General features: G+C 64.6%; 21 protein-coding genes. 12 read left to right on the forward strand and 9 right to left on the reverse strand.

The window, feature by feature from the left end; genetic code table 11:
• Window positions 1-8 precede the first annotated feature (8 nt).
• From LU682_RS20780 to LU682_RS20795, 4 genes are read right to left on the reverse strand one after another with little or no spacing between them, the layout of a single operon-like run.
• The gene (locus LU682_RS20780) at window positions 9-302 is read right to left on the reverse strand and encodes a DUF202 domain-containing protein (protein ID WP_049586660.1); all 294 of its coding nucleotides are present in this window, start codon (window positions 300-302) and stop codon (window positions 9-11) included.
• The gene (locus LU682_RS20785) at window positions 295-681 is read right to left on the reverse strand and encodes a YidH family protein (protein WP_010953050.1); all 387 of its coding nucleotides are present in this window, start codon (window positions 679-681) and stop codon (window positions 295-297) included. The genes LU682_RS20780 and LU682_RS20785 overlap by 8 nt, the downstream gene beginning before the upstream one ends.
• Window positions 681-1,991, reverse strand: coding sequence for a DUF1329 domain-containing protein (locus LU682_RS20790; protein ID WP_049586658.1), 1,311 nt, complete (start codon window positions 1,989-1,991; stop codon window positions 681-683). The genes LU682_RS20785 and LU682_RS20790 overlap by 1 nt, the downstream gene beginning before the upstream one ends.
• Window positions 1,992-2,013: 22 nt before the next feature.
• Complete coding sequence (locus LU682_RS20795) at window positions 2,014-3,867, reverse strand: DUF1302 domain-containing protein (RefSeq protein ID WP_049586656.1); 1,854 nt, start codon at window positions 3,865-3,867, stop codon at window positions 2,014-2,016.
• A 214-nt stretch (window positions 3,868-4,081) separates the two neighbouring features.
• Between LU682_RS20795 and LU682_RS20800 the strand changes: the two genes are divergently transcribed.
• On the forward strand, window positions 4,082-5,026 hold the full coding sequence (locus LU682_RS20800) for a LysR family transcriptional regulator (RefSeq protein WP_003247253.1): 945 nt from the start codon (window positions 4,082-4,084) through the stop codon (window positions 5,024-5,026).
• Between the two features lie 12 nt (window positions 5,027-5,038).
• On the opposite strand, the gene LU682_RS20805 is transcribed toward LU682_RS20800, so the two are convergent.
• From LU682_RS20805 to LU682_RS20815, 3 genes are all read right to left on the reverse strand, one after another.
• Entirely contained in the window at window positions 5,039-6,292 is a 1,254-nt protein-coding gene (locus tag LU682_RS20805; protein WP_049586654.1) for an MFS transporter, read from the reverse strand.
• Window positions 6,293-6,396: 104 nt separating this feature from the next.
• A complete protein-coding gene (locus LU682_RS20810) occupies window positions 6,397-7,563 on the reverse strand; it encodes an acyl-CoA dehydrogenase family protein (RefSeq protein ID WP_010953046.1) in 1,167 nt (388 codons plus the stop codon).
• A 14-nt stretch (window positions 7,564-7,577) separates the two neighbouring features.
• Window positions 7,578-9,125 (reverse strand): AMP-binding protein, encoded by a 1,548-nt coding sequence (locus tag LU682_RS20815; RefSeq protein WP_033725201.1) that lies wholly within the window; start codon window positions 9,123-9,125, stop codon window positions 7,578-7,580.
• A gap of 245 nt (window positions 9,126-9,370) precedes the next feature.
• Between LU682_RS20815 and LU682_RS20820 the strand changes: the two genes are divergently transcribed.
• The 4 genes from LU682_RS20820 to LU682_RS20835 all read left to right on the forward strand — a co-directional run bounded on the left by LU682_RS20820 (window position 9,371) and on the right by LU682_RS20835 (window position 13,726).
• Window positions 9,371-10,153: an aldolase gene (locus LU682_RS20820; RefSeq protein ID WP_003247249.1), complete on the forward strand. Its 783-nt coding sequence runs from the start codon at window positions 9,371-9,373 to the stop codon at window positions 10,151-10,153.
• A 44-nt stretch (window positions 10,154-10,197) separates the two neighbouring features.
• A complete protein-coding gene (locus tag LU682_RS20825) occupies window positions 10,198-11,085 on the forward strand; it encodes a dihydrodipicolinate synthase family protein (protein ID WP_010953044.1) in 888 nt (295 codons plus the stop codon).
• A gap of 149 nt (window positions 11,086-11,234) precedes the next feature.
• A complete protein-coding gene (locus LU682_RS20830; RefSeq protein ID WP_010953043.1) occupies window positions 11,235-12,449 on the forward strand; it encodes a benzoate/H(+) symporter BenE family transporter in 1,215 nt (404 codons plus the stop codon).
• A 59-nt stretch (window positions 12,450-12,508) separates the two neighbouring features.
• Window positions 12,509-13,726 carry an MFS transporter gene (locus LU682_RS20835; protein WP_049586649.1) on the forward strand — a complete coding sequence of 406 codons (1,218 nt, stop codon included), beginning with the start codon at window positions 12,509-12,511 and terminating at the stop codon, window positions 13,724-13,726.
• Window positions 13,727-13,761: 35 nt separating this feature from the next.
• Here the strand turns inward: LU682_RS20835 and LU682_RS20840 are convergent, their stop codons facing one another.
• Window positions 13,762-15,072, reverse strand: a complete 1,311-nt coding sequence (locus LU682_RS20840) for a phospholipase effector Tle1 domain-containing protein (RefSeq protein ID WP_049586647.1) — start codon at window positions 15,070-15,072, stop codon at window positions 13,762-13,764.
• 228 nt (window positions 15,073-15,300) lie between these two features.
• On the opposite strand from LU682_RS20840, the gene LU682_RS20845 reads away from it, so the two are divergent.
• The 7 genes from LU682_RS20845 (at window position 15,301) to LU682_RS20875 (ending at window position 22,817) form a co-directional block, all read left to right on the forward strand.
• Window positions 15,301-16,260 (forward strand): AAA family ATPase, encoded by a 960-nt coding sequence (locus LU682_RS20845; RefSeq protein WP_003247242.1) that lies wholly within the window; start codon window positions 15,301-15,303, stop codon window positions 16,258-16,260.
• 4 nt (window positions 16,261-16,264) lie between these two features.
• Window positions 16,265-17,209, forward strand: coding sequence for a DUF58 domain-containing protein (locus tag LU682_RS20850; protein WP_020193144.1), 945 nt, complete (start codon window positions 16,265-16,267; stop codon window positions 17,207-17,209).
• Window positions 17,206-17,700 (forward strand): DUF4381 domain-containing protein, encoded by a 495-nt coding sequence (locus tag LU682_RS20855; RefSeq protein ID WP_010953039.1) that lies wholly within the window; start codon window positions 17,206-17,208, stop codon window positions 17,698-17,700. The genes LU682_RS20850 and LU682_RS20855 overlap by 4 nt, the downstream gene beginning before the upstream one ends.
• Window positions 17,693-18,769, forward strand: coding sequence for a vWA domain-containing protein (locus tag LU682_RS20860; RefSeq protein ID WP_010953038.1), 1,077 nt, complete (start codon window positions 17,693-17,695; stop codon window positions 18,767-18,769). Before LU682_RS20855 ends, LU682_RS20860 begins: the two co-directional genes overlap by 8 nt.
• On the forward strand, window positions 18,766-20,484 hold the full coding sequence (locus tag LU682_RS20865) for a vWA domain-containing protein (protein ID WP_010953037.1): 1,719 nt from the start codon (window positions 18,766-18,768) through the stop codon (window positions 20,482-20,484). Before LU682_RS20860 ends, LU682_RS20865 begins: the two co-directional genes overlap by 4 nt.
• Entirely contained in the window at window positions 20,481-22,112 is a 1,632-nt protein-coding gene (locus tag LU682_RS20870) for a BatD family protein (protein WP_010953036.1), read from the forward strand. Before LU682_RS20865 ends, LU682_RS20870 begins: the two co-directional genes overlap by 4 nt.
• Before the next feature lie 438 nt (window positions 22,113-22,550).
• Window positions 22,551-22,817, forward strand: a complete 267-nt coding sequence (locus tag LU682_RS20875; protein ID WP_010953035.1) for a hypothetical protein — start codon at window positions 22,551-22,553, stop codon at window positions 22,815-22,817.
• 164 nt (window positions 22,818-22,981) lie between these two features.
• Here LU682_RS20875 and LU682_RS30065 read toward each other — a convergent pair whose 3' ends face one another.
• The gene (locus tag LU682_RS30065; RefSeq protein ID WP_051122543.1) at window positions 22,982-23,635 is read right to left on the reverse strand and encodes an RHS repeat-associated core domain-containing protein; all 654 of its coding nucleotides are present in this window, start codon (window positions 23,633-23,635) and stop codon (window positions 22,982-22,984) included.
• Window positions 23,636-23,977 lie beyond the last annotated feature (342 nt).

Genomic DNA, 23,977 nt, shown 5'->3' on the forward strand with positions numbered 1-23,977 from the left:
CACTGTGCTCAGCCGCCCTTCGCCAACCGGCACAAGCCTGCCAGTGCCATCAGCCACACCACGCTGCCCAGTGCCAGCACTCCCCAGGGCGCAGGCTGACCGCGTTCGGCCTGCAACATCGCCAGGCCCCGCTCGTAACGCCGTCCCTGGCGAGTCAGCAGCGCCAGCGCGGCCACGCCCGCCAATGTCAGCACGTACACATCGCCCTGACGACAGGCCAACCCCGCCACCACCACCAGCGCCAGCACAGTGCGCCGCCAGGCCAACTCGGTGCGTTCTGCCTGCAGGCCCGGATCACCCATGCCAGCGTGGCCACAGGACGAGACCTGCCAGCAGTACAGCGACCAGGCAGCCCAGCGCCAACAAGGGCACCAGTGCCGGCAACGGCAACGGACGTCGCCGACGCAATGCCCGCTCTACCCGCAGCCAGCGCAGGCAGGCGCCAGCGCTCAGCAATGCACTCAGCAGCATCAGGCCAGCGACCAGCCACAGCCGCAGGGGTGTCTCGAGGACGTGGCCGGCGAAAGTTTCGATGGCGATTGCGCCACCCAGCAGCGCCAGCGCGGTCCGGACCCAGGCCAGGAAGGTACGTTCGTTGGCCAGCGTGAAGCGCGGATCAGGCGCCTCACCCTGCCCCAACAGCCGCCGCGACCAGTCAGGCCGTGGTTCAGGCACGCCCATCAGCGCACACCAAAGCTGCGCAGGGCGCCGGGCGAGAAGTACGAAAGGCTGGTGCGCACATTGAAGGCAAAGGGCCGACGCTGCTCGTTGATCAAGCCCGATGCATGGTAGCGGCCGCTCTTGAGGTCGTAGGTGATCTCCATGGCGTTGACCGCCACCTGGCCGCTGGGGTGAAAGAAACCATGGGCCTGTGAGGTGCGCCACAGCTCGCCACGCGCGTCGTAGCTGTCTGTTTCGAGAATGGCCCAGGTGTCTTCATCCAGGTAGAACCGGCGCTTGGCATAGATATGCTGCGCCCCGGGCTTCAACGTCGCCTCCACGACCCACACCCGGTGCAGTTCGTAGCGGGTCGGTGCCGGGTCGATGTGGCCTGGCTTGATCAGGTCCACATAGCGCAGCTCGGGCGATGCCAGGCGGTAACAGTTGTAGGGCACGTGCAGCGCCTGCTTGCCCAGCAGCTTCCAGTCATACCGGTCAGGCGCGCCATTGAACATGTCGCGACTGTCGGCGGTCCGCAGGCCGGCGGTGCCAGGGCCAGTGGTGTCATAGGCGATGTTCGGCGCCCGTCGTACCCGCCGCTGGCTGGCGCTGTACACCCAGGACAAACGCGGTTCGGCGACCTGGTCCAGTGTCTCATGCACCACCATCGCATCGCCGGCAAGCCGCGAGGGCGCCGTCATGCGGTAGGTGAAGTAATAAAGTACATTGCCCGCCCCCAGGTTGGCCAAACCTTCGGGCCGGGCCACTTCCTGACGCGCGCTCATCAGCACGAAGCGGCCATTCTTCAGCGGCGTGACGCTGTCGGAGCTCAGGCTGTAACTCACGTTGCGATGCCGGGTCAGGTGGTTCCAGATCACCTCCAGGCCGTTGGTTGGCTGCGCAAAGGCGATGACGCCAGTGAAACCGCGCACACCGTTGCCCTGGTCATCCAGCTGCGCCTGCTCGGCGTTGCGGGCGGCCGATGCCGCGACCGCGTCGGGTACCGCAACACTGCGGTGGGTGGGATACACCGGCAAGCTCAGGCTGGCTGGGAAGCGTTTGAGCAAGGCCACCTGGCCGTCGGTAAGCTGACCTCGGTACTGCCGGTAGTTGGCGGCCGTGATCCGGTACAGAGGCTGCTCATCGGCAAACGGGTCCAGCGGCGTGCCGTTGTCGCCCAGGCGTTGCTGGGCTGTACTCAACCCACCTTGCCAGGCCGGTATGCGCCCGTCGGGGCTGGCAGCACGCTCGGCTCCCACCGGGGTCAGGTTGTCGGGCAGGCCGGCTGCTGCCAGCGTGCCACTCGCCCAGAACAGGCCAATCATCACCATGCGCATTTTCATTGTCATGCCCTCAGAAAGTGACGCCCAGGCTCAGCGAGATGAAGTCCCGGTCGCCGCGGGTGCCATAGTCGCCGTCGATAAAGTCGGTGTACGACACACTCAGGCTGTAGGTGCTGGCGAGCGTCGCATCCAACCCGACACTGATGGCCCTGGAGCCTTCGCTGAACGCCGACCCCTCCACCGGGCCGGTGCCGTGCACGTCATGTGCCCAGGACAGGTTCGGCCGCAGGTCGAAACCGGCAATCACGTTGGGGTAGGCCCAGGTGGCACGCAGCCGGTAGCCCCAGGAAAACGGGGTCATGAAGCCTTCGTCGTTGCAATGCTCAGGGGTTTTGGAAATGGCCACGCACACGCTGTTGTCCGCCAGTTCGCCGCTGTTGAACGTGCCCGAGCGCCCGTAACGGGGGCCATAGGCGCCCTCCAGACCGCCCACGTAGGTGGCGCCAGCCTCGCCTATCAACAGCAACTGGTTGGCCCCCATCACCTGGCTGAAAGCGTGAACAGCGGTTATCTGCAACTGGGTCATCTCTTTACGGCGGTAGCCGTCGAACAGCGTACTGGCGCTGTCTGGCCGCAGGCCGTCACCCAGCAAGGGCGAGCGGCCATCGACGTTCAACAACGACTGGATGATATCGGTACCGTTGAGCTGCATGGGCATGTTCGGCCGGTAGCTCAGCTCCCCCTGCAGCGCCGTGCCGGTGCGCAGGGTGGTGGAGAACGAAAGGCCGTAGAGGCGAATGTCCTCGGGGTATTGCACCCGGTACTGCGAGGTGCCCAGGCGTAGCGCGCCGACCAGCGACTGGCCTGCGCTGGAACCCAGAAAAGCGGCACAGTCTGCAAGCCCGATAGCGAGGTTGGCGCACAACTGCGGGGCGAAACGGCGGTTGTCGAAATACGGGCTGCTGACCGTACCCAGGTAAGGCGTGCGGCTGTGGTAGTTCGCCGCGTAAGCGCCAAACTCGGTGTCCAGCGCCGCCACGTACCAGCGCAGCGAAACGCCCCACTGCCCGCTGTTGCGGGCATCCTGGTCGCTGCCGCGAGGTATGCGCACGCCTTCGCTGGTGAGGTTCACACCGAACGGCGCAAGCCCCGCCACGGCTGTGGGGTTGCCGAGCAATTTGGCGCCCACGTCGAGGCCATCGCACCCATCGGGCAAAAAGTCGTTGTTCGAAAAGAACGTGCCACAGTTGTCGAGCTGGGTCTGTTCCCAGTCCAGCTGATAGAAACCGTCGACCGACAGCGCTTCGGTGAGGTTCTGGGTGAAGTAGAACAGGTTCACCGGCACCAGCGCGTCCTTCACTTCCGAGCCGGGGCGGCGCAAGGCCGCCAGGTTGAAGGGGTTGATGACGTTCAGTCCGCCCTGGATGAAGGTGCTCTCACCCCAGTTGACCACCTGCTTGCCCAGCCTGAGCGAACCCGGTTGGCCGTCGATGTCGTACAGGTAGTAACCGAAGGCATCGAGCAGCTGGCTACCTGCGGTCTTGGCTGAGCGCTTGCGGTTGTTGTCCTCGACCTGCTTGAAGCGCTGATCGTGATCACGCAGGGCCGTGTCGTACCAGTAGGTACCGCGCAGGAACACCCCCAGGTTGTCGTGCTTGAGCTCCAGGTCATGGGTGCCTTTGAACACCGCTGAAAACACATCGCCAGAGGCAAAGTTCAGGCGGCCGTCATCGCTGTTGGCGCTGTTGTGCAGGGCCGGGTCAGGGTTGGCAGTCGCAATGCTGCTACCAAAGGAAAGCGCCGAGTCGAATTGCCCCTCAAGTTCACCCCAGTGAAACTGAGCGGCACCGGCAGACGCAGAAAAAAGTACTGATGAGGCAAGTACCGACAACGGTCCCGAGCGACCGGAAATACGAGATGCCATCACTCTTAACCTCTTATTGTGTTTATTAGAGAGTGAATTGCGAGTTAATGCTTAAGTACGGCGCAAAGGCCTGCAGGCAAGGGCTTGGGTAATTATTCGAACGTTTCTGTTATCCTCGTTTTGCTGCTTACCGATACTAAGTAGGCCACCGGGGCTGAACAAATAGCGTCTCCCGATGGTTGCCATATCACTTCGGCATAGCCTGAGAACCACAATGACTTTGAAACAGCTGCGTTATTTGATCGCCATTGTCGAAGCCGGCAGTTTTTCCAATGCCGCACGCCAGGCGTTCATCGCCCAACCGGCCTTGAGCCGACAGATAGGCCTGCTGGAGAGCGAACTGGAAATGCAACTGCTGGCGCGCCAGCATGACGGTATCGAACTGACCGATGCCGGGCGGCAGTTGTACGAAGTGGCCCGATCGGTCGTGCAGCAGCTCGATTCGGTGAAAGACGAGCTGAAATCCAGCCGCGGCAACCCCAAGGGGCACGTGGCCATCTCGATTCCCGCCACTGCCTCGGCACTGTTGTTGCCGGCCATCATTACCCAGGCCCAGGCACGCTTCCCGGGGATCAAGCTCACCGTTTGGGATGGCCTGAGCCGCGAAGGTGGCCAGGCGATCGAGCTGGGCAAGGTGGATTTCGGCGTGGTGCCCAACGCCGAAGAACTTGTCCATGTGGTCGCCGAGCCCGTGTTTTCCGAAGACCTGTATTGGGTCGGCCTGCCTGGGCACGGCCCTGACGAGTCGCCCATCACCTTGGCTGAAGCCGCAGCGAGCCGCCTGGTAATGCCACCCCGTAGCCTGCACTTGCGCAGGCGCATCGAGCAGGCTGCCATGGAAACCGGTGTGACACTGGACTCCAGCTACGAACAGCAGTCGGCCCCCGGTATCACCAGCCTGGTCCGTGCTGGCCTGGCGGCCACCATCAGCAACTGGCCGCCGCTGCTGGATCTGGCCGCGCCTGCCAGCGCGCGGCTGATAGTGGAACCGCGCATCACCCGCACCATCGCCTTGGCCCACTCGCAGCACAAGCCGCTGTCGTTCGCCGCCGCCTGCATGCGCGACCTGGTGCGCGCACTGCTGGTGGATGCGGTGCGCAGCGAGCGCTGGAAAGGAACCTTGATCGAGCGCGAGGCCCTGGCGGAGCAGAGCCTCTGAGCGCAGTGAACATCACGCTTGGGCAGGCGCAGCCGTGCCCACCTGCACCAGACGTTGCCGGGTTTTCTGCGGGTCCATCCAGGCCAGCCCGATCAGCCCGGCAATCACCAGCACCGCGCCGCACACCAGAAAACCCTGGCCAAACCCTGCCGTGTGCCCGGCCCCGGCGCCCTGCACCAGCAAACCGGTGACCACCGGTGCCGACAGCCCGGCCAACGAGGCGATACCGTTGCCGATCGCCAGAATGCCGCCGCGCTGCCCGCTGGGCGTGAACTCCGCCAGCATGGCAGGCCCCACGGAGTACATCACCAGCGCCAGCCCACCGCTGAACGTGAGGCTGACGATCCGCTCGACGTTGCTCAGACCGGGCAGAAACAATGCCGCCGACAGCAGCCCGCTGGCGATCAGGCACACGGAAACGAACGCACCGCGCGACCAGCGTGTGGCCAACCCGGCACGCATCATTCGCTGGGACAGCCAGGCCATGAACAGGCTCAGCGGCGTGGTAACCACCACGAACAGGACGAACACCTGGCCGGTCATGATCGGGTCGATACCCAGCCCGGTTTCCAGGTAGCTCGGTACCCAGGTCAGGGTCAATGCCAGGGACCAATTGGCGGCGAAGTGGCACAAGTAGTTGCCCAATACCGTGCGGTCACCGAGCAGTCGACGATAGGGAACAGGGGCCTGCCCTTCTTCAAGCTGGCCCGGGCGAATGCGGTCGAGGTTGCCCTCGCTGCCAAGCCGCCACCACAGCACGCACCACACCGCGCCGATCACCGCCAGCACGATGAAGTTCATGCGCCAGCCGTAGTGCACACTGATCCATGGGATCATGGCACCCGCTACCAGCAGCCCCAGCGCACTGCCGGTATGCAACAGCGCCACGGGAAGGTTGCGACGGTCATTGGGGAACCACTTGTACAAGGCATGTGTAGCCACCGGTGAGGCCGGTCCCTCGCCAATACCCAGCAGCACCCGGCAGGCGACGATCGCCCACAGCGAGCTGACGAACAACATGGGCAACTGGATAAGCGCCCAGAACGCGCCCATGCCCAGCAGCAGGGTGCGGGTTGGCCGGCGATTGGCCATGAAGCCGCCTATCACCGCCGAGATGGCGAAGAACCAGTGCAGTGCGCCCCCTACCAGGCCGAACTCGGCAGGGGACAAGCCCAGTTCCCTGGACATCGGCACCGCCACCAGGCCGATGACCACCTTGTCCAGGAAGTTCACCAGCATCAACAGCGCCAGCAGTACCGCAATCATCCAGGCCGTGCCTGCACGTGCGGGGGTGTCAGTATGAGTCATGATGATCTCTCGTTATTGTTCTTGTCTGGAGAACCCGGCCACCACGGGCCGGGCATACCGCGTCATTGCTCAGGCATGAGCACGCCCTTGGCGATGGTGTTGCGCTGGATCTCGCTGGTTCCGGTGAGAATGCGCATCATACGTGTCGCACGGAATATCCACTCCACCGGGTTGCCACGCAGCAGCCCGGCACCGCCGTGTATCTGCACGGCGCGATCGGCGATGCGGAAGGCCGTCTCCGAAACGAACAGCTTGCACATCGGGGCCTGGGTGCGGATATTGCCGCCGGCGTCATTCACCGCTGCCGTGGCGTAGACCATGCTGCGTGCAGCATGCAGCTCGGTGGCCATGTCGGCGATCATATGGTTGATCGACTGGAACATGGCGATAGGCTGGCCGAACTGCTTGCGCGTGCGGGCATAGTCGATCGAGAGGTTCAGTGCCAGGCCGGCCAGCCCCAGCAAGGTGGGGCAATGCAGCAGGCGGTTGAGGGTGATACGCCCCATCGCCAGCTTGAAACCCTGCCCCTGCTCACCAATGCGATTGGCCGCCGGCACCCGAACGTCATCAAGCATGATGTCGCCATGCGCACCACCGCCGGACATGACCGAATAATCACTTTCAACCCTTACCCCCGGCGCGCTCAGGTCGACGAAGAATGCCGAAATCCCTTGGGCACCGCGTCCAGGATCCGTCACTGCAAGCAGCACCGCAATGTCGGCATAGGGCGCACCCGAAATGTAACGCTTGGCGCCGTTCAGCACATAGTGTTCACCTTCCCGCCGTGCGGAGGTCTTGATCGCCGTTGCATCAGAGCCGGCTTCGCTTTCAGTCAGGGCGAAGCACACGGCCTTTTCGGCACGGCACACCGGCTGCAGGAACGCCTCGATCTGGGTCGGGCTCGCCACCTTGAACAGATGGCCGATACGGGGCGGCCCGGAAAGCTCGCCGAGAATATGCGGCGCCAGCATCGAGCCGGTGAGCACCGTGGCTTCCTTGACCGCACACAGGTCTGACACGCTCAACCCGGCGCCACCTATCGCCTCGGGCAGCATGATGTTGTAGAAGCCCTGCTCGCACGAGCGCTGCCATACCTGCTGCAGCACCGCCCGCGGGTGCGGCTCTGCCCAACTGAGACCGGCTTGCTGTTCCAGGGGCAGGATTTCGTTGCGAACGAAGCCACTGATGGCCTCGATGATCTGCTGGGCCTTTTCGCTTGGCTGATACATGGTCGTTCCTCGTGTCAGATACGGCGTTCGCTGTTTTGCCAGTAGGCGTCACGGATCAACCGGCGCACCACCTTGCCGTTGGGGTTTTTCGGCAGCTCGCTGACGAAGTCCACGGCACGTGGTTTCTTGAAACCGGCCAGGGCCTGGGCGCAATGTTCGATGACGTCCTGCTCCTGCAGCGCCATGCCCGGCTTGAGCACGATCACCGCCCGCACCGCTTCGCCCCACTGCTCGTCAGGCACCCCCACCACCGCCGCCTCGAACACCTGCGGCATGCTGTAGAGCACCTGCTCGACCTCGCTGGGGTAAATGTTGAAACCACCGGAAATGATCATTTCTTTCTTGCGGTCGACGATGAACACATACCCCTGCTCATCCACCGTGGCCAGGTCGCCAGTCAGGTAGTAGCCGTCGCGCATCACCTCGGCGGTGAGGTGGGGTGCGCGCCAGTAGCCCTGCATGATGTCCGGGCCCTTGACTACGATTTCGCCCACCTCTCCCGGCTGGACGTCCTGGAAGTGGTCGTTCACCACGCGCAGGTCGGTTTCGAAGTAGCAACGCCCGCATGAGGCCAGGCGCCGGTAGTCGCCGCCCTCGCACAAATGGTCCTGTTCGGTCAGGACGGTTACCAGCGAGCAGGTCTCGCCAGCACCGTAACCCTGGGCCAGGATCGGCCCGAAGACCTCGATGGCCCGCTTCACCAGCGCTGGTGCCATCGGCGCGGCACCGTACATCACCAGGCGCAAGCTGCTCAGGTCGTAGCGCTCGACATCGGGGAAGTTGACCAGGCGATTGATCATGGCAGGCACCAGGAACAAGCGGGTTACGCCTTCGCGCTGGATGGTCTCGAGCAACAGCTGGTCGTCGTAGCGCTCCAGCAGCAGGTTGCAGGCACCGACCGCCAGCAGTGGCATCAGCTGCATGCCGCTGGCATGGGTGATAGGCCCGACGTGAGCCATGACATCGCCCGGGGCGGCGCGACGGGTAGGGCTGGCGAGGCTCTTGCGGATAAGCGCCTTGCGGTTGCCCACGCTGAGCATCGCAGCCTTGAGCACACCAGAGCTGCCAGAGGTGTAATGCAAAACGGCGAGGGCGTCGTCAGGCAGGTCGCAGCTGATTGGCTGGCTACTGCCTTGGGCCAGCAGTGCGGCATAGGTGATGTCACCGCCCCGCTCACCCAAGGTCACGATCAAGCGTAACGCAGGTACCTCCTGCCTGCGGGCCAGCAACGCCTGGGCGAGTTGCGCATCGGCGATCAGCGCGACACTGCAGGCGTCGTTGAGCACCTGAATCACTTCATCCGGTGCCAGGCGCGCATTGACCGGTACCTTGACCAGGCCGGCCTTGTAGAAAGCCACCTCTGCTTCCACCAGTTCGGCGCGGTTGGGCGCCAGGATGGCGACATGCTCGCCCGTGGCGATGCCCTGTGCCAGCAAGGCCGAGGCCAGCTGGTTGGCCCGTTGTTCGAGCTGAGCGAAGGTCAGCCGGGTGTGGCGGTCGATCACCGCCAGACGTTCAGGCCAGTATCTGGCACTTCGACTGGATAGGGTTCCAAGGTTCACGTTGTTGTTCTCGTCGACGGTTAAGACCCGATCGATGCTAAACAGCGTGAAGCCGGGGCAAGTAATACCAGTTGCGTATGCACGCCATAACAGATTGCGCTGGCACTGATAGGTTGACGCCCTGAGGCAAGGATGACACATCGCTTGCATATGACACTTTGTGTCATTATGATCAACGCCGTGTCCTGGCGTCGCCTCCACGCCGATCAGCCATTCCTAGTCTCAACCCCCTGCAGGTACCGCCTATGACGACCACCATGCACACCCCCAAGGACCAGCTTGTCAAACTCGCCCAGCAACAGATGCTGACGGCGCTGACCGACAACACCTACACCGTGCGACAAAAACTCGCCCTCACCTGCCGTATCCTGTTCGACGGCGGCCACGACTCTGGCCTGGCCGGGCAGATCACTGCGCGTGCGCAGGAGCCTGGCACCTACTACACCCAACAACTGGGGCTTGGCTTCGACGAAATCGCCGCTTCCAACCTGCTGGTGGTGGACGAAGACCTGACGGTGCTGCAAGGCCATGGCATGGCCAACCCGGCCAACCGCTTCCACAGCTGGCTGTACCGCGCCCGCCCCGACGTCAACTGCATCATCCACACCCACCCGCTGCACAGCGCCGCCTTGTCGATGCTGGAAGTTCCGCTGGCCATCTCGCACATGGACCTGTGCCCCCTGTTCGACGACTGTGCATTCCTCAAGGAATGGCCCGGTGTACCGGTGGGCAACGAAGAAGGCGAAATCATCGCGAACGCGATTGGCGACAAGCGCGCAATCCTGCTTTCCCATCATGGCCTGCTGATCGCTGGGCGTTCGATCGAGGAAGCCTGCGTGCTCGCTCTGCTGTTCGAGCGCGCAGCAAAGATGCAACTGCTGGCCATGGGCGCCGGTGACATCCGCCCCATCCCCGAAGCACTGGGCAAAGAGGCCCACGACTGGATTTCCACCCCCAAACGTCACGGTGCTGCCTTCAGCTACTACGCGCGCCGTGCCTTGCGTGCCCATGGCGACTGCCTGGGCTGATCGAAGCTGTACTCTTTCCTCAACAACGGCAAAGGTGCCTGGTCATGTCTACACCTGTAATTCGCGGCGTTATCGGCTACACCATCACTCCCTTCACGGCAGACGGCACACTCGACCTGGATGCCTTGGGCACGTCCATCGATAGCCTGATTGCAGGCGGCGTGCACGCCATCGCGCCGCTGGGCAGCACCGGCGAAGGGGCTTACCTGTCCGACAGCGAATGGGAAACCGTGGTGCGCTTCAGCCAGGCACGCATTGCCGGGCGCGTACCCAGCGTGGTCAGCGTCTCCGACCTGACCACCGCCCGCACCGTGCAGCGTGCCCGCCTGGCACAGGCCTGCGGTGCTACGGCGGTGATGGTGCTGCCCATCTCTTACTGGAAGCTCACCGAAGCCGAAGTGGTCGCCCACTACAAGGCGGTCGGCGCCGCCATCGACATTCCGATCATGCTCTACAACAACCCGGGCACCAGCGGCACCGACCTGTCGGTGGAGCTGATCCTGCGTATCCTCGGCGAGGTGCCCAATGTGACCATGGTCAAGGAAAGCACCGGTGACATCCAGCGCATGCACCGCCTGTTCACGGCTACAGATGGGCAGGTGGCGTTCTACAACGGTTGCAACCCGCTGACCCTGGAAGCCTTGGTGGCCGGCGCCACGGGCTGGTGTACCGCCGCGCCCAACCTGATCCCGGCACTCAACCTGGCGCTGTGGGACGCCGTACAACAAGGCGATCTGGCCGAAGCCCGTGCGTTGTTCTACCGCCAGTACGAGCTGCTGGAGTACATCACCCGCCGTGGCCTGCCGACCACCATCAAGGCCGGCCTGAAAATGCTCGGCCAGGATGTCGGCGCCCCACGCCTGCCCCTGCAGCCGCTGGATGCGCAAGGCAGCAACCACCTGAAAAGCCTGCTGGTGGCGCTGACCAACTGACGCCCAAACCTGCCCGGCAGCCTGTCGCTGTCGGGCAGCCTTTTTCTTCAGGAACAGCCTTGGGCTGCGAAAGGGCCAATGACGCTGCAGTCGGATTACCCCTTCGCCGCACAAAACTGCTCCTCATCTGACCATTACCAGAGGCAACCATGGACGCGCCTGCTCAAAGCTCTGCAACCCCGCTCAGGCTGACAGACATCCTTCACCCGGTGATTGCCGGACTCGTTTCGGTGATCGTCAACTACGGCGGCACGTTCATCCTGGTGTTCCAGGCGGCCAAAGTGGCCGGGCTGAGCCCGGAGCTGACGTCATCGTGGGTCTGGGCGGTGTCGATCGGCGTCGGCCTCAGCGGCCTGGCATTGTCCTGGTACAGCCGCGAGCCGGTCATCACAGCCTGGTCCACGCCAGCCGCCGCGTTCTTGGTCACCGCCCTGGCCAGCGTGCCCTACAGCGAGGCCATAGGTGCCTACCTGCTGTCGGCCGCCGGCTTCGTGGTGCTGGGGCTGAGCGGGTGCTTCGAGCGGCTGGTGCGCGTAGTGCCCGGCGGCATTGCCGCCGGCCTGCTGGCCGGCATCCTGCTGCAGTTCGGCATCGGTGCCTTTGCCAGCCTGTCGGTCGACCCCAGCCTCGCCGGGTTGCTGATTGCAGCGTATGTGGCTTTCAAACGCTTCACCGCCCGTTACGCCGTGGTCGCCATACTGCTGCTGGGCCTGGGGTACCTGTTGCTGCAGGGGCAAGTAGGCCTGACCACGTTGCGGCTGGAATTTGCCTCCCCGGTTTTCACAGCGCCCACCTTCTCCCTGAACGCGGCCCTCAGCGTGGCCCTGCCCTTGTTCCTGATCACCCTCACCGGCCAGTACATGCCCGGCATGCTGGTGCTGCGCAACGATGGATTCAAGACCAGCGCCAACCCGATTGTCGCCGTCACCGGCATGGGCTCGTTGCTGATGGCGCCCTTCGGTTCACACGCGTTCAACATCGCGGCCATCACCGCGGCCATCTGCACCGGCAAGGAAGCCCATGAAAACCCGGACAAGCGCTGGGTGGCGGGTATCGCCGCCGGTGTCTGTTACATCCTCGTCGGGGTGTTCGGGGTCACGCTGGCGAGTGTCTTCATGGCCCTGCCGGGCACCTTTATCACCACCCTGGCGGGCCTTGCCCTGCTGGGCACCATCGGCGCCAGCCTGGCCAGCGCCCTGGCCGATGCCCGTTCACGCGAGTCAGCACTGATCACCTTCCTGGCGGCGGCGGCCAACATCAGCCTGTTGGGTATTGGCGGGGCTTTCTGGGGCCTGGTCATTGGTCTGCTGGCCCACGTTGTCCTGAACGGTCGCCTGCCCGGTTTGCGCGGCGCCTCCCGCTAAGCGAGCTTTCCACCACCTTGCCGTGCGCCAGGGGCGCACGCTGTTCAACAGGTATCGACATGCCCCACGCTGGCCCCAAGCTGCTGACCCAAATTGCTGCCGTGCACTTCGTCAGCCATGTGCACATCATGCTGATCCCGGCGCTACTGCCCGTGCTGCCCGGCCTGCTGGGCGTAGGCTTCGTAGAGCTGGGCGTAGCCCTGGCGGTGTTCAACATCGTCTCCGCGCTGGTACAGGCCCCGCTGGGTTATGCCGTCGACCACTATGGCGCACGTAAAGTGCTCAAGGCCGGGCTGTTGCTGGGCAGCCTCAGTTTCGTGCTACTGGCGGCCAGCCCCGGGTATGCGGTATTGCTGGTGGCGATGGCCATGGCTGGCCTGGCCAATGGTGTGTACCACCCGGCCGACTATGCGCTGCTGGCCAACGGCATCGAGCCCGCACGCCTGGGGCGGTCGTTCTCTATACATACCTTTGCCGGTTTCCTCGGTTCGGCCGTTACCCCAGCCGTATTTCTCGGCATCGCCGCGGCGCTCGGCACGCGGGCAGCCCTGGCGGCGGGCGCCGTATTCGGGGTAGCCGCGCTACTGCTGATATCGATACCAGGCAGTGGCGTTTACCGGGTCGCCAGGCCTGCCAACAAACAAGATACAGGCCCGACCGCAGCAACAGGCCGCGTACGTTTGTTCACCCCCATGATCGGCGTGCTGACGGTGCTGTTCATCCTGCTCAACCTGAGCACCAGTGCCATCGAGAAGTTCTCCGTAGCCGCCCTGGTCCAGGGCCAAGGCCTGACACTGGCCTGGGCCAACGCCGCGCTCACCGCTTTCCTGCTGAGCAGCGCAGCCGGCGTGCTGTGCGGAGGCGCTTTGGCCGACCGTACCCGGCGCCATGGCCTGGTGGCGGCACTGGCCTTCGCGCTGGCGGCTGCGCTGACTGCACTGGTGGCGCTGGGGCTGCTGCAGGGCTGGGCATTGGTGGTCGTACTGGGTGCCATCGGCTTGCTCACCGGGGTCATCGCCCCATCACGGGACATGCTGGTCAAGGCGGCAGCGCCACCCGGGGCCGAGGGCAAAACCTTCGGCCTGGTGTCGACCGGGTTCAACGTCGGCGGTGCCATCGGGCCGGTGGCGTTCGGCTGGATGCTCGATCAGCGCCTGCCCAACGGGATTTTCGTCGCATCGGTGGTGTTCATGCTGCTGACGGTGCTGCTGACCCTGGCACAGGAGATGTATTCAGCCAGAAGGCGCGCGACTGAACAGCTGGCGCGCGCCCTGTAGGCCCGGTACAACATTGCCAGGCCAGGATCAGTCATTCATTGCGCCGGGTTGGCATGCACCACGCGCCCGCCTGCCCCCGGCCGATTGACGAACAGCACATCAAGCACACTGTTGCGCAAGCCCTTCAGGGCGTTCCAGTTCGCTGACGCATGCACGTATCTGTCGCGCAGCAGCCGCTGTTCTTCCTCGCTCAACCCCACCTGGCCAGTTTCCCCCAAGGCGAACGCATGCAATTTGCGGCTAATGCCCGACAACTCATCCGGCAGCCGATGCTCAGCCTGCGCCCCCAACGGCGCAAACGGCACGCCAGCGCGCACCGCCAACGCCCGCATCACGCTCAAGTACACCCGGGACAAGTGCCCCGCCACGTGCCGCTCCCGGTACACCGCCGCATAGACCTGCTTTTGCGCCTCGTCCCGCCGCCCACCGGCAATCGGCTCCTCCCAGGTCATCACGCGCGGCCTGGGTTCGCCCATATCGGCAAACGCCGAAGCCAGCAAGGCACTCACCTTGGCATGTACGCGGCACTGCTCGACACGCGTGCCTACAGGCACGCACTGGGACTGCGGCTTGCACAGCAACACCTGCTCCAGAAGGGTCTCCGGGTAACCACCCCCAATATTCGAGTGCACGCCCGGCAGCACGATGTCGTGGCCACTGCGCACCAGCGGGAAGTTATGCCGCCGCTCGTCCTCGGCCACCAGCTGCACCACGTGCCGGGCAATATCCGCACCCAGGCCCAGGCGCAGGCCACCGTGGCGGCCGTCTGCAGGGTCGAAGTCACCCTGTAAGGGCGCAATGATCGCCGCCACGGTGTCGAACAGGCCGATAAAGTTGATTGAGGTTTCGCACGCCACCGACAACAGCCCGCCCGCGCCATCGTGCAGCAGGTTGGCCAGATGCCGCACCGCTGCCGCGCCGCGGCTGAAACCGAAAAGATCGAACTCGACCCCTTCCAGCGTCGCCTGCGGATGCGCCTGGCGCCATGCCCGCAGTTGCTCGGCCATTCCCTGCAACGCCTCGGCAACCCGGGCCTCTGCCCCTGTGCGCCCATGCCCGGTGGCCGAGGCGTAGACATGGTCGGCTTCACCCGCCAGCGTGCCCACGCCTTCCACATAGCGCTTCAAGAACGCCTGCGGCCCGTCGGCACCGGCAGCATCAGCCGGATACAACGCATGCAACAGGGCCACATTGCTCAAGGCGTTGCCATAGCTGCCACCCTTGTCACCCTGCTCACCCTCCGCCGTGGCATTGTGCAGGTTGTTTCCGGTGCCATCGAAGAACACGCCAAAACGCAGGGTGACCGGCGTAAGGTTTGCCGTGCTGGCGCTGCTCATTTTCATCATCGTGTCTCCTGCTTGTCCGAAAAGCACAAGCAGGCGCCAGCACGCCGTCACGGACCATCAGGCAAAGGCCAGCCATGCGTGGGACATTTCTTTGCCCGCAGGCCCGTCTGCAACGATAAATTTACCCGCCGCCATTGGTGGTCGCCCCCCCGGATAGATTAAAGTATCCCCCCTTGCCAAGGCTGCTGCCTCGCGCCGCCTCAGGCCCCCTACCAGGAACCGTCGCCGATGGAACACCGTGAAGCGCTGATCGCGCTGCGCACTTTTCTTTCTACCCAGATCCTAGGCCAGGAGAAACTGGTCGAACGGCTGTTGATCGTGCTGCTGGCCGACGGCCACATGCTGGTCGAAGGGGCACCGGGCCTGGCCAAGACCAAAGCCATCAAAGAACTCGCAGAAGGCATCGAAGCGCAGTTCCATCGCATCCAGTTCACCCCCGACCTGCTCCCGGCCGACATCACCGGCACGGAGATTTACCGCCCGGAAACCGGCAGCTTCGTGTTCCAGCAGGGGCCTATCTTCCATAATCTGGTGCTGGCCGACGAAATCAACCGCGCACCGGCCAAGGTTCAGTCGGCACTGCTCGAAGCCATGGCCGAGCGCCAGGTCAGCGTGGGCCGCAGCACCTACGACCTGTCGCCGCTGTTTCTGGTCATGGCCACGCAGAACCCGATCGAGCAGGAAGGCACCTACCCGCTGCCCGAAGCCCAGCTCGACCGCTTCCTGATGCATGTAAAAATCGGCTTCCCCGACGCCGCCGTAGAGCGGCGCATCCTGGCGCAGGCCCGGGGTGAAGCCCTGGGCGGCGAGACCAAGCCTGAACGCCGGGTCAGCCAACAGGCCATCTTCGCCGCGCGCAAGGAAATCCTTGGCCTGTACATGGCCGACGCAGTGGAGGAATACCTGGTGCAGCTGGTCATGGCCACCCGCACCCCGGCCAAGTTCGACACCGAGCTGGCCGACTGGATCGCCTACGGCGCCAGCCCGCGTGGCTCCATCTCGCTGGACCGCTGCGCGCGTGCCCATGCCTGGCTGGCCGGGCGCGACTTCGTCAGCCCCGAAGACATCCAGGCCGTGCTGTTCGACGTACTGCGCCACCGCATCATCCTCTCGTTCGAGGCCGAGGCGGCAGGGATCGACCAGGACCGCGTGGTCCAGCGCATCCTCGACGTCGTCGCCGTTGCCTGAACCCATGCCCACTGCGCAGCTGGCCGAACACGGCATCCGCATTGGCCTTGCCGAGCTGATCGACATGCGCCACCGCGTGCGCGAAATCCAGCTGTTTTCCAAGCCCGGCCAGCGCAGCCCACTGGTGGGCCTGCACCATTCCAAGCTGCGCGGGCGCGGCGTGGACTTCGACCAGGTGCGCGTTTACCAGGCCGGCGATGATGTGCGCAACATCGACTGGCGTGTCACTGCGCGTACCCAGGAGCCGCACACCAAGCTGTTCCACGAAGAACGCGAGCGGCCGATCTTCATCCTCGTCGAGCAAAGCCAACGGCTTTTCTTCGGCTCAGGGCTGATGTTCAAGTCCGTGCTGGCGGCCCAGGCTGCGGCGCTGTTCGGCTGGGCAGCGCTGGGCCACAACGACCGCATCGGCGGCCTGGTGTTCGGCGACAACGAACACCACGAAATCAAGCCCCGACGCAGCAAGCAAAGCCTGCTGCAACTGCTCAACCGCTTGGCAAAGGTCAACCAGTCACTGCACACCGAAGCCATACCCGGGGCCGACAGCCTCGGCCTGGCCCTGCGCCGCGCCCGCGAAGTGCTGCGCCCCGGCAGCCTGGCCATCGTGATCTGCGATGAACGCTCGCTCAGCGCCCAGGTGGAACAGCACCTGGCCATGCTCTCACGGCATTGCGACCTGCTGTTGCTGCCGGTATCCGACCCGCTCGACCACGCGTTGCCTGCCGCCGGCCTGCTGCGCTTCGCCCAGCGCAGTGCCCAGCTGGAGCTCGATACCCTCGACGCCAACCTGCGCCAGGCCTACCGCCAGCAGGCCGAAGCCCGCATCGAGCGCTGGGAGCTGATGGCGCAAAAGCTGAGGGTGGTGCTGATGCCTCTGAGCACGCAAAGTGAAATGGTCGAACAACTGCGCGAGTACCTGAACGCCCAGCGGCCACGGAGCGCGTCATGAACCCGCTCGACCAGTTGCACCCACTGATCGCCCCGGCACCGGTCAGCCTGTGGCCACCCGCACCAGGCTGGTGGCTGCTGCTGGCCGTCCTGCCACTCCTGGGCTGGGGCCTGTGGCGGCTGCGCCGCTGGCGCCCGGGCAAACGCCGCATCGTGCGCGCCGAACAACCCCTGGACCCGGTGCGCCTGGAGGCCTTGGCCGAGCTGGCCCGCCTGCCACGCCCGTATGACGGCGCCCCGGCCGGCGCCTGGCTGCAACAGATCAACGCCCTGCTCAAGCGCCTGTGCCGCAACCACTACCCAGGCGCCAACAGCCACACCCTCAACGGCCGCGAGTGGCTGGCCTTTCTGGATAACCGCTGCCCGGCCGCCGGCCTGACCCGCTGGATGGTACTGGTAGAAGGCGCCTATAAACCCGAGTGCAAGCTCGACGACAAGGCCATCGCCGGGCTCAGCCAAGCCGTCGAAATCTGGATCCGCAAGCATGTTTGAACTGGCCTGGCCGTGGGTCTTCGCCCTGTTGCCGCTGCCATGGCTGGCGCGCCTGCTGCTGCCCGCTGCCGACAGTGGTGAACCGGTGCTCAAGGTGGGTTTCCTCAACGAGCTGGAAGGCCTGGCCGGGCGCCGCGCAAGGCTCAACCTGCCCACCTGGCGCCAGCAGGCACCGTTCGTCGTCATCTGGCTGTTGCTGCTGTGCGCCGCCGCTCGCCCGCAATGGCTGGGCGAACCGGTGCCGATCGCCGCCAGCGGCCGCGACCTGCTGGTGGCGGTGGACGTGTCCGGGTCGATGGACTTCCCCGACATGCAGTGGCAGAACGAGGACATCAGCCGCCTCGACCTGGTCAAGGCGCTGATGGGCGACTTCCTGCAAGACCGTGAAGGCGACCGCGTGGGCCTGATCCTGTTCGGCAGCCAGGCCTACCTGCAGGCGCCGCTCACCTTTGACCGGCGCACCGTGCGCACCTTCCTCATCGAGGCGCAGATCGGCATCGCAGGCAAGAACACCGCCATCGGCGACGCCATTGGCCTGGCGGTCAAACGCCTGCGCGAACGCCCGGCACAAAGCCGGGTGCTGGTGCTGATCACGGACGGCGCCAACAACGGCGGGCAGATTCACCCGCTGACAGCCGCCCGCCTGGCGGCCCAGGAAGGCGTGCGCATCTACACCATCGGTATCGGCGCCAACCCCGAAGCCAGTGGCACCCCAGGCCTGCTCGGCCTCAACCCGAGCCTGGACCTGGACGAAGCCGCGCTCAAGGAAATTGCCGACATCACCCACGGCGCCTACTTCCGTGCCCATGACGGCGCCGAACTGGACGCTATCGGCGATACCCTCGACCAGCTGGAGCCAGTAGCCCAGCAACCGACCCAGGCGCGCACAGCCCAGGCCCTGTACGCCTGGCCGCTGGCGCTGGCGCTGCTGCTCAGCGTGCTGCTGGTGGTGGCCGTGCAGTGGCCCGACAACCTGTTGCAGCGCCTGCTGCGCAAGCCGCGCTTCCTGCAGCCGCACCCGGAATGGCGCCAGCGCTTGAAGCGCCTGCGTTTAAGGAGACGGCGATGATCGACTTGTGGCCCCAATGGCTGCGCCCGCTCTGGCTGCTGGCGGTTCCCGTGCTCGGCTGGCTGCTGTACAAACTGTGGCACCGGCGCAAGCGCGCCGGGCGCTGGCAGATGATTCTGCCGCCAGCCTTCCACGGTGTACTGCTGGGTGGCGGCAGCGGCAGCACCAGCAAACTGCCGTGGGTGGCGCTGGGCCTTGCCTGGTTACTGGTGATCCTGGCGCTGCTCGGGCCCAGCTGGCAGCGGCTGGAAGAAAGCCGTCAGCGCCCGGCCGACCCGCTGGTGATCCTGCTCGAACTGACCCCGCAAATGCTCGCCGAGGACAGCCCGCCCAACCGCCTGGAACAGGCCCGGCGCAAGATCCTCGACCTGCTTGAACACCGCCGCGACAGCCAGACGGCGCTGGTGGTGTATGCCGGCTCCGCGCACACCCTGGTGCCGCTGTCCGACGACCTGGCCACCACCCGCAATTTGCTCGAGGCCATCGACCCGTCGATCATGCCCAAACCCGGCCAGCGTGCCGACCTGGCCGTGCAAAAAGGCCTGGCGCTCCTGGCCCAGAGCGGCCTCGGCCAAGGCCGCCTGCTGCTGGTAGGCTCAGCGCTCAGCGCCGCCGAGCGCCAGGGCATCACCCAGGCCCTCGGCCGCCAGGGCCCAAGCCTGCTGATGCTGGGCATCGGCAGCCGCGAAGGCGCCCCGGTGCGCCAGGCCAATGGCGAATACCTTAAAGACGACCAGGGCGGCATCCTCTTGCCTCGCCTGGACAGCGCCAGCCTGAAGGGTTTTATCAGCGGCACGGGCGGGCGCTACCGGCACGCCCGCATCGACGACCTCGACCTGCGTGGCCTGGGCCTGTTCGACAACCCGCGGAGCGGGCGCAATGACGGCCAGACCCTGCAACTGGACAGCTGGGCCGACCAAGGTTACTGGCTGCTGATTCCGTTGTTGCTGCTGGCCGCCTGCGCCGGCCGGCGCGGCTGGCTGTTCTGCCTGCCGCTACTGCTGGCCTTGCCGCAGCCTGGCCAGGCTTTCGAGCTCAACGACCTGTGGCTGCGCCCCGACCAGCAAGGCCAGAAGCTGCTGGAGCAAAACCGCCCGGCCAGCGCTGCGCGTCACTTCCAGAACCCGCAATGGCGCGGCATGGCCCTGTACCAGGCCGGCGACTATGCCGGTGCCGCCGAGGCATTTTCCCAAGGCGACACTGCAGCAGCCCACTACAATCGAGGCAATGCCCTGGCCCGCAGTGGCGAGCTGGAAGCCGCCCTGGATGCCTACGAGCAAGCCCTGGAGCGTCAGCCCGACCTGCAGGCCGCGCTGGACAACCAGGCGCTGGTGCAGCAACTGCTGCAACAACGTGAAGCCAAGGCCGAGGAACAACCGCCCGGCAGCGATGCCCAAGACACGCCCGGCAGCGAAACCGAAGGCAACAGCAGCTCGGCCAGCAGCCCGGCCCAAGGCACACCCGGCGACGACCAACAGGCCAGCCCCGAACAACCCGGCGAAAGCAGCAGCAACAGCCAGGCCGCCCCCGGCAACCAGGCCGGGAGCGACGACAGTGTCATCCAGCCGCCACAGCGCCCGGTGTCGACCAGCCTCGACGGCGAACAGCGCCAAGCCCTGGAGCAATGGCTGCGGGAAATCCCCGACAACCCGGCAGAGCTGCTGCGACGCAAATTCTGGTATGAACAGCAATTGCATCAGGAAAAATCACAATGAGTCGCTTCGGCGTCTTTCTCCTCACCCTGCTGTGGGCCGTGCTGGCCCAGGCCGAACCGCTGCTGCAGGCCAGCGTCGACCGCACCCGCCTGGAAGCTGGCGAAAGCCTGGAACTGACCCTGGAAAGCCAGGACGTCACCCAGTTCGGCAAGCCCGACCTGCGCGCCCTGGAAGGTGACTTCGAAGTGCGCGGCACGCGACAGCTGAACAGCCTGCACACCCTGGACGGCGAAACCCGTGCCAGCACCCGCTGGATCATTACCCTGCTGCCACGGCGCAGCGGTACCCTGCGCATCCCCGAGCTGCGGCTGGGCCAGTCGCACAGCCAGGCCATCGAACTGCAAGTGCTGCAGGCCGATGCCAACCGCCAGGACAACGCTCAGGTATTCATCGAAGCCACCCTCGACAGCCACGACGTCTATGTCCAGGCCCAAGCCGTGCTGACCCTGCGCATCTACCACTCGGTAGCGCTGTACGACGACAGCAGCCTCAGCTCCCTGCAACTGGAGAACGCCAAGGTCGAGCCGTTGGGCGAGTCGCGCACGTATGAAAAGGAAATCAACGGCGTGCGTCATGGCGTGATCGAAACCCGCTATGCGGTGTATGCCCAGCAAAGTGGCACCCTCGACATCCCGTCGCTGACGTTCACCGCCACGGCAGCTGCCAGCAGCGACGAAGCAGCGCAGGCCAATGGCACGGCCCGCGCCGGCCACCAGGTGCAGGTCAGCTCGCTGCCCTTGCGCCTCACGGTACGGCCGATTCCGGCAGCCTGGCCGGCTGGCTTGCCGTGGTTGCCAGCCAGCAGCCTGACCCTGGAAGAGCACTGGAGCCCGGACCCCGGCAGCCAGCAGGTACAGATTGGCGACTCGCTGACGCGCAACATCACCTTGCGTGCCGAAGGCTTGTCCAGCACCCAACTGCCGCCGCTGCCGGCTACGGAGATCATCGGCCTGCGCCGTTACCCTGACCAGCCGCTGCTGCGCAACGAAATCAGCGAACGGGGCATGACCGCCAACCGCGAAGAGCGCGAGGCCCTGGTGCCGACCCACAGCGGCACGCTGGCGTTGCCGGCGCTGGAAGTGGCCTGGTGGAACACCCGCGAAGACCACCTGGAGCACAGCAGCCTGCCGGCGCGCACGCTGAACGTGCTGGACAACCCGGCACTGAGCGCCGACACCCCGGTGGGCGACAACAGCAGCGCCAGCACCCTGCTGTGGCCCTGGCAGCTGTCCACACTGGTGTTTGCCCTGACCACCGTGCTGGGCTTTGCCCTGTGGTGGCGCGCCCGTTCGCGGCCAGCGGTGCTGCGCACGGCGCAGAACGGGCCAAGCCCACGCACCTTGCTGGACGACCTCAAGCGCGCATGCCAGGCCAACGACCCCCAGGCTACGCGCCAGGCGCTGGATGCCTGGGCCCGGCAGCAACCGGAAACCCTGGCCGAGATGGCGGCGCGCTTCGTGCCGTTGTCGGATGCGCTGGATGGTTTGAACGGGGCGTTGTACAGCGAGAGCGGGCAGTATTGGCAGGGGGAGGATTTGTGGCGGGCGATTGGTACCATTCCGCCAGCTGAGCAGGTGTTGCTGCCGGCGGGCGAGAACGGCAGCTTGCCGCCGCTCTATCCCAAGTAAGTGGTTGCCTGTGCGGGCCTCTTCGCGGGCATGCCCGCTCCCACTGACCGCGTACGCCGAGAACCTTGCGCCGTACCTGTGGGAGCGGGCGTGCCCGCGAACACCGGCGCAGCTACCACCGTAAGATATTTCTGAACCTGCAACCCAATGCTTCAGAATCAACCCGCTTAGGAATTACCCTACGCGCGCTGCCGAACTATCGCTGTTGTCGGGGAAACACCTCACGGATAACGTTTCCGGGTCGCTTCGGTGACCGGGTGTGAGAACCCGACAGAGATTTTACGCAGCACCTCTAATGGCGGCCGTACGTGGGCAGGCTTCGGCCTGGCCGAGTCATTGCGTATTTCTCCTCGGTTTCTCACCCCGCGTACGGCTGCCACCCTCGATCCGTGAGAAAGATTCAGGTGGCAGTGCCCTTCTGTTTCAGAGGAATACGCCATGAAGAAGATCGTCCCCGATCCTCCTGCAATCCTGACAGCCCGCCCCTTCTACACCATCAACCAGGACACGCCTTCGGTTGACGCCCTGACCCACACCCTCCAGTTGATGGCCGGCATCGAAGACTCGCTGGACGAATACATCTGCGCCAATGCCGGTGAACCCGGTATCAACATGCTGGTCAACGCAGTGCATCACGTGCAGATGACCAGAGCGCTGGCCGAGTTGCTGCTACACCGGCAGACCGGGGAAATCACCCTGCGCTGATTGCAGCCTTTGTAGGAGCGGCCTTGTGTCGCGATCGGGGTGCGAAGCGCCCCCAGGGTCTTCGCATCACAGCCAAATCGCCGGGCCATGTTGCGGCCCTCTGCGACCGGTCCGGCAAGGCAGCTCCCACAATGAACCGAACCGCAAACCCTTGATGATCGTGCTTAAAACCATTCTGCTTTACGCAGCCGTGAAGCCGACTGAGCGGGCTGCTCTGCGACTGCCTCGGTTGGCCCTGGCTTGGGCGGGAAGGGATCGTTCGGATTCAGAAGCGCGTCGATCATTGGCGTTGCACTGGATGCATCACCTTGTGGACCGCTCAGCAGTGGTTTGAGGCTCCTTTTATCCTGCCTGGATGCCAATTCACTGATCAAAAGCATTTGTTGCTCGTGCAACGCGTAATGCGTTCTCTTGGACTTCGAAATCATACTGTCGACCATTTGCGAACCTAGTGTGTTGTACCGTTCAACCAACTGATCTGTAGTTAGCTGCTGAACTTTCTTCACGGAGACTGGCTTGATCCGCACGGGTCGCCGTGAAAGAGCATTTCTCTCGAACCCATGCCCACTTGGATCCTGCCGATTAACAGGATCATTCGAACAAAAGGCGTAGCTGTTCACCCCACCCTCACCAAACGGGCTGAAGCTGTCCGCCGACAGAAAGCGCATCAGAGCCGGGCTGAATGCACGATACCCGTTGCCCAATAGGTAACTCGTCAACTCAACGGCCAGCCGTTCGCCGTTGAAACCGAGTAGCGTGCTTTTCGATGGCCGCTTGGAGTACCCGTATGCTGTATAGACCTGTGCCAAGGTCGCCATCGCCTAGCCTCATACAAGTGAGCCAGTTGTAGTTTGCTCGAACACAATTTTTCCGCCGCAATCAACGGCGAGACAACTGACAAAAATGCCAGGCAAGCGTGGTCCATGTGGGAGCGGGCGCGCCCGCGAACACCGGCGCAGCCGGTGCCATGCACCGCGTTGGATTCTTCGCGGGCACGCCCGCTCCCACAGGGTCCCTGCTAAATCAGTAAGTGATGCGCAGTTCTATGAGAGATCACCCAGCCCTTCCGGGCTGCGCTGTCGCACAGCAAACAGGATGCGCATGACGTCAGATCTGCACTGACATCGAGATCTAGAAAAGCATTCGCCGACTGATCCGGG

Origin of the sequence: Pseudomonas alloputida (genome assembly GCF_021283545.2) — a bacterium.
GTDB lineage: Bacteria > Pseudomonadota > Gammaproteobacteria > Pseudomonadales > Pseudomonadaceae > Aquipseudomonas > Aquipseudomonas alloputida.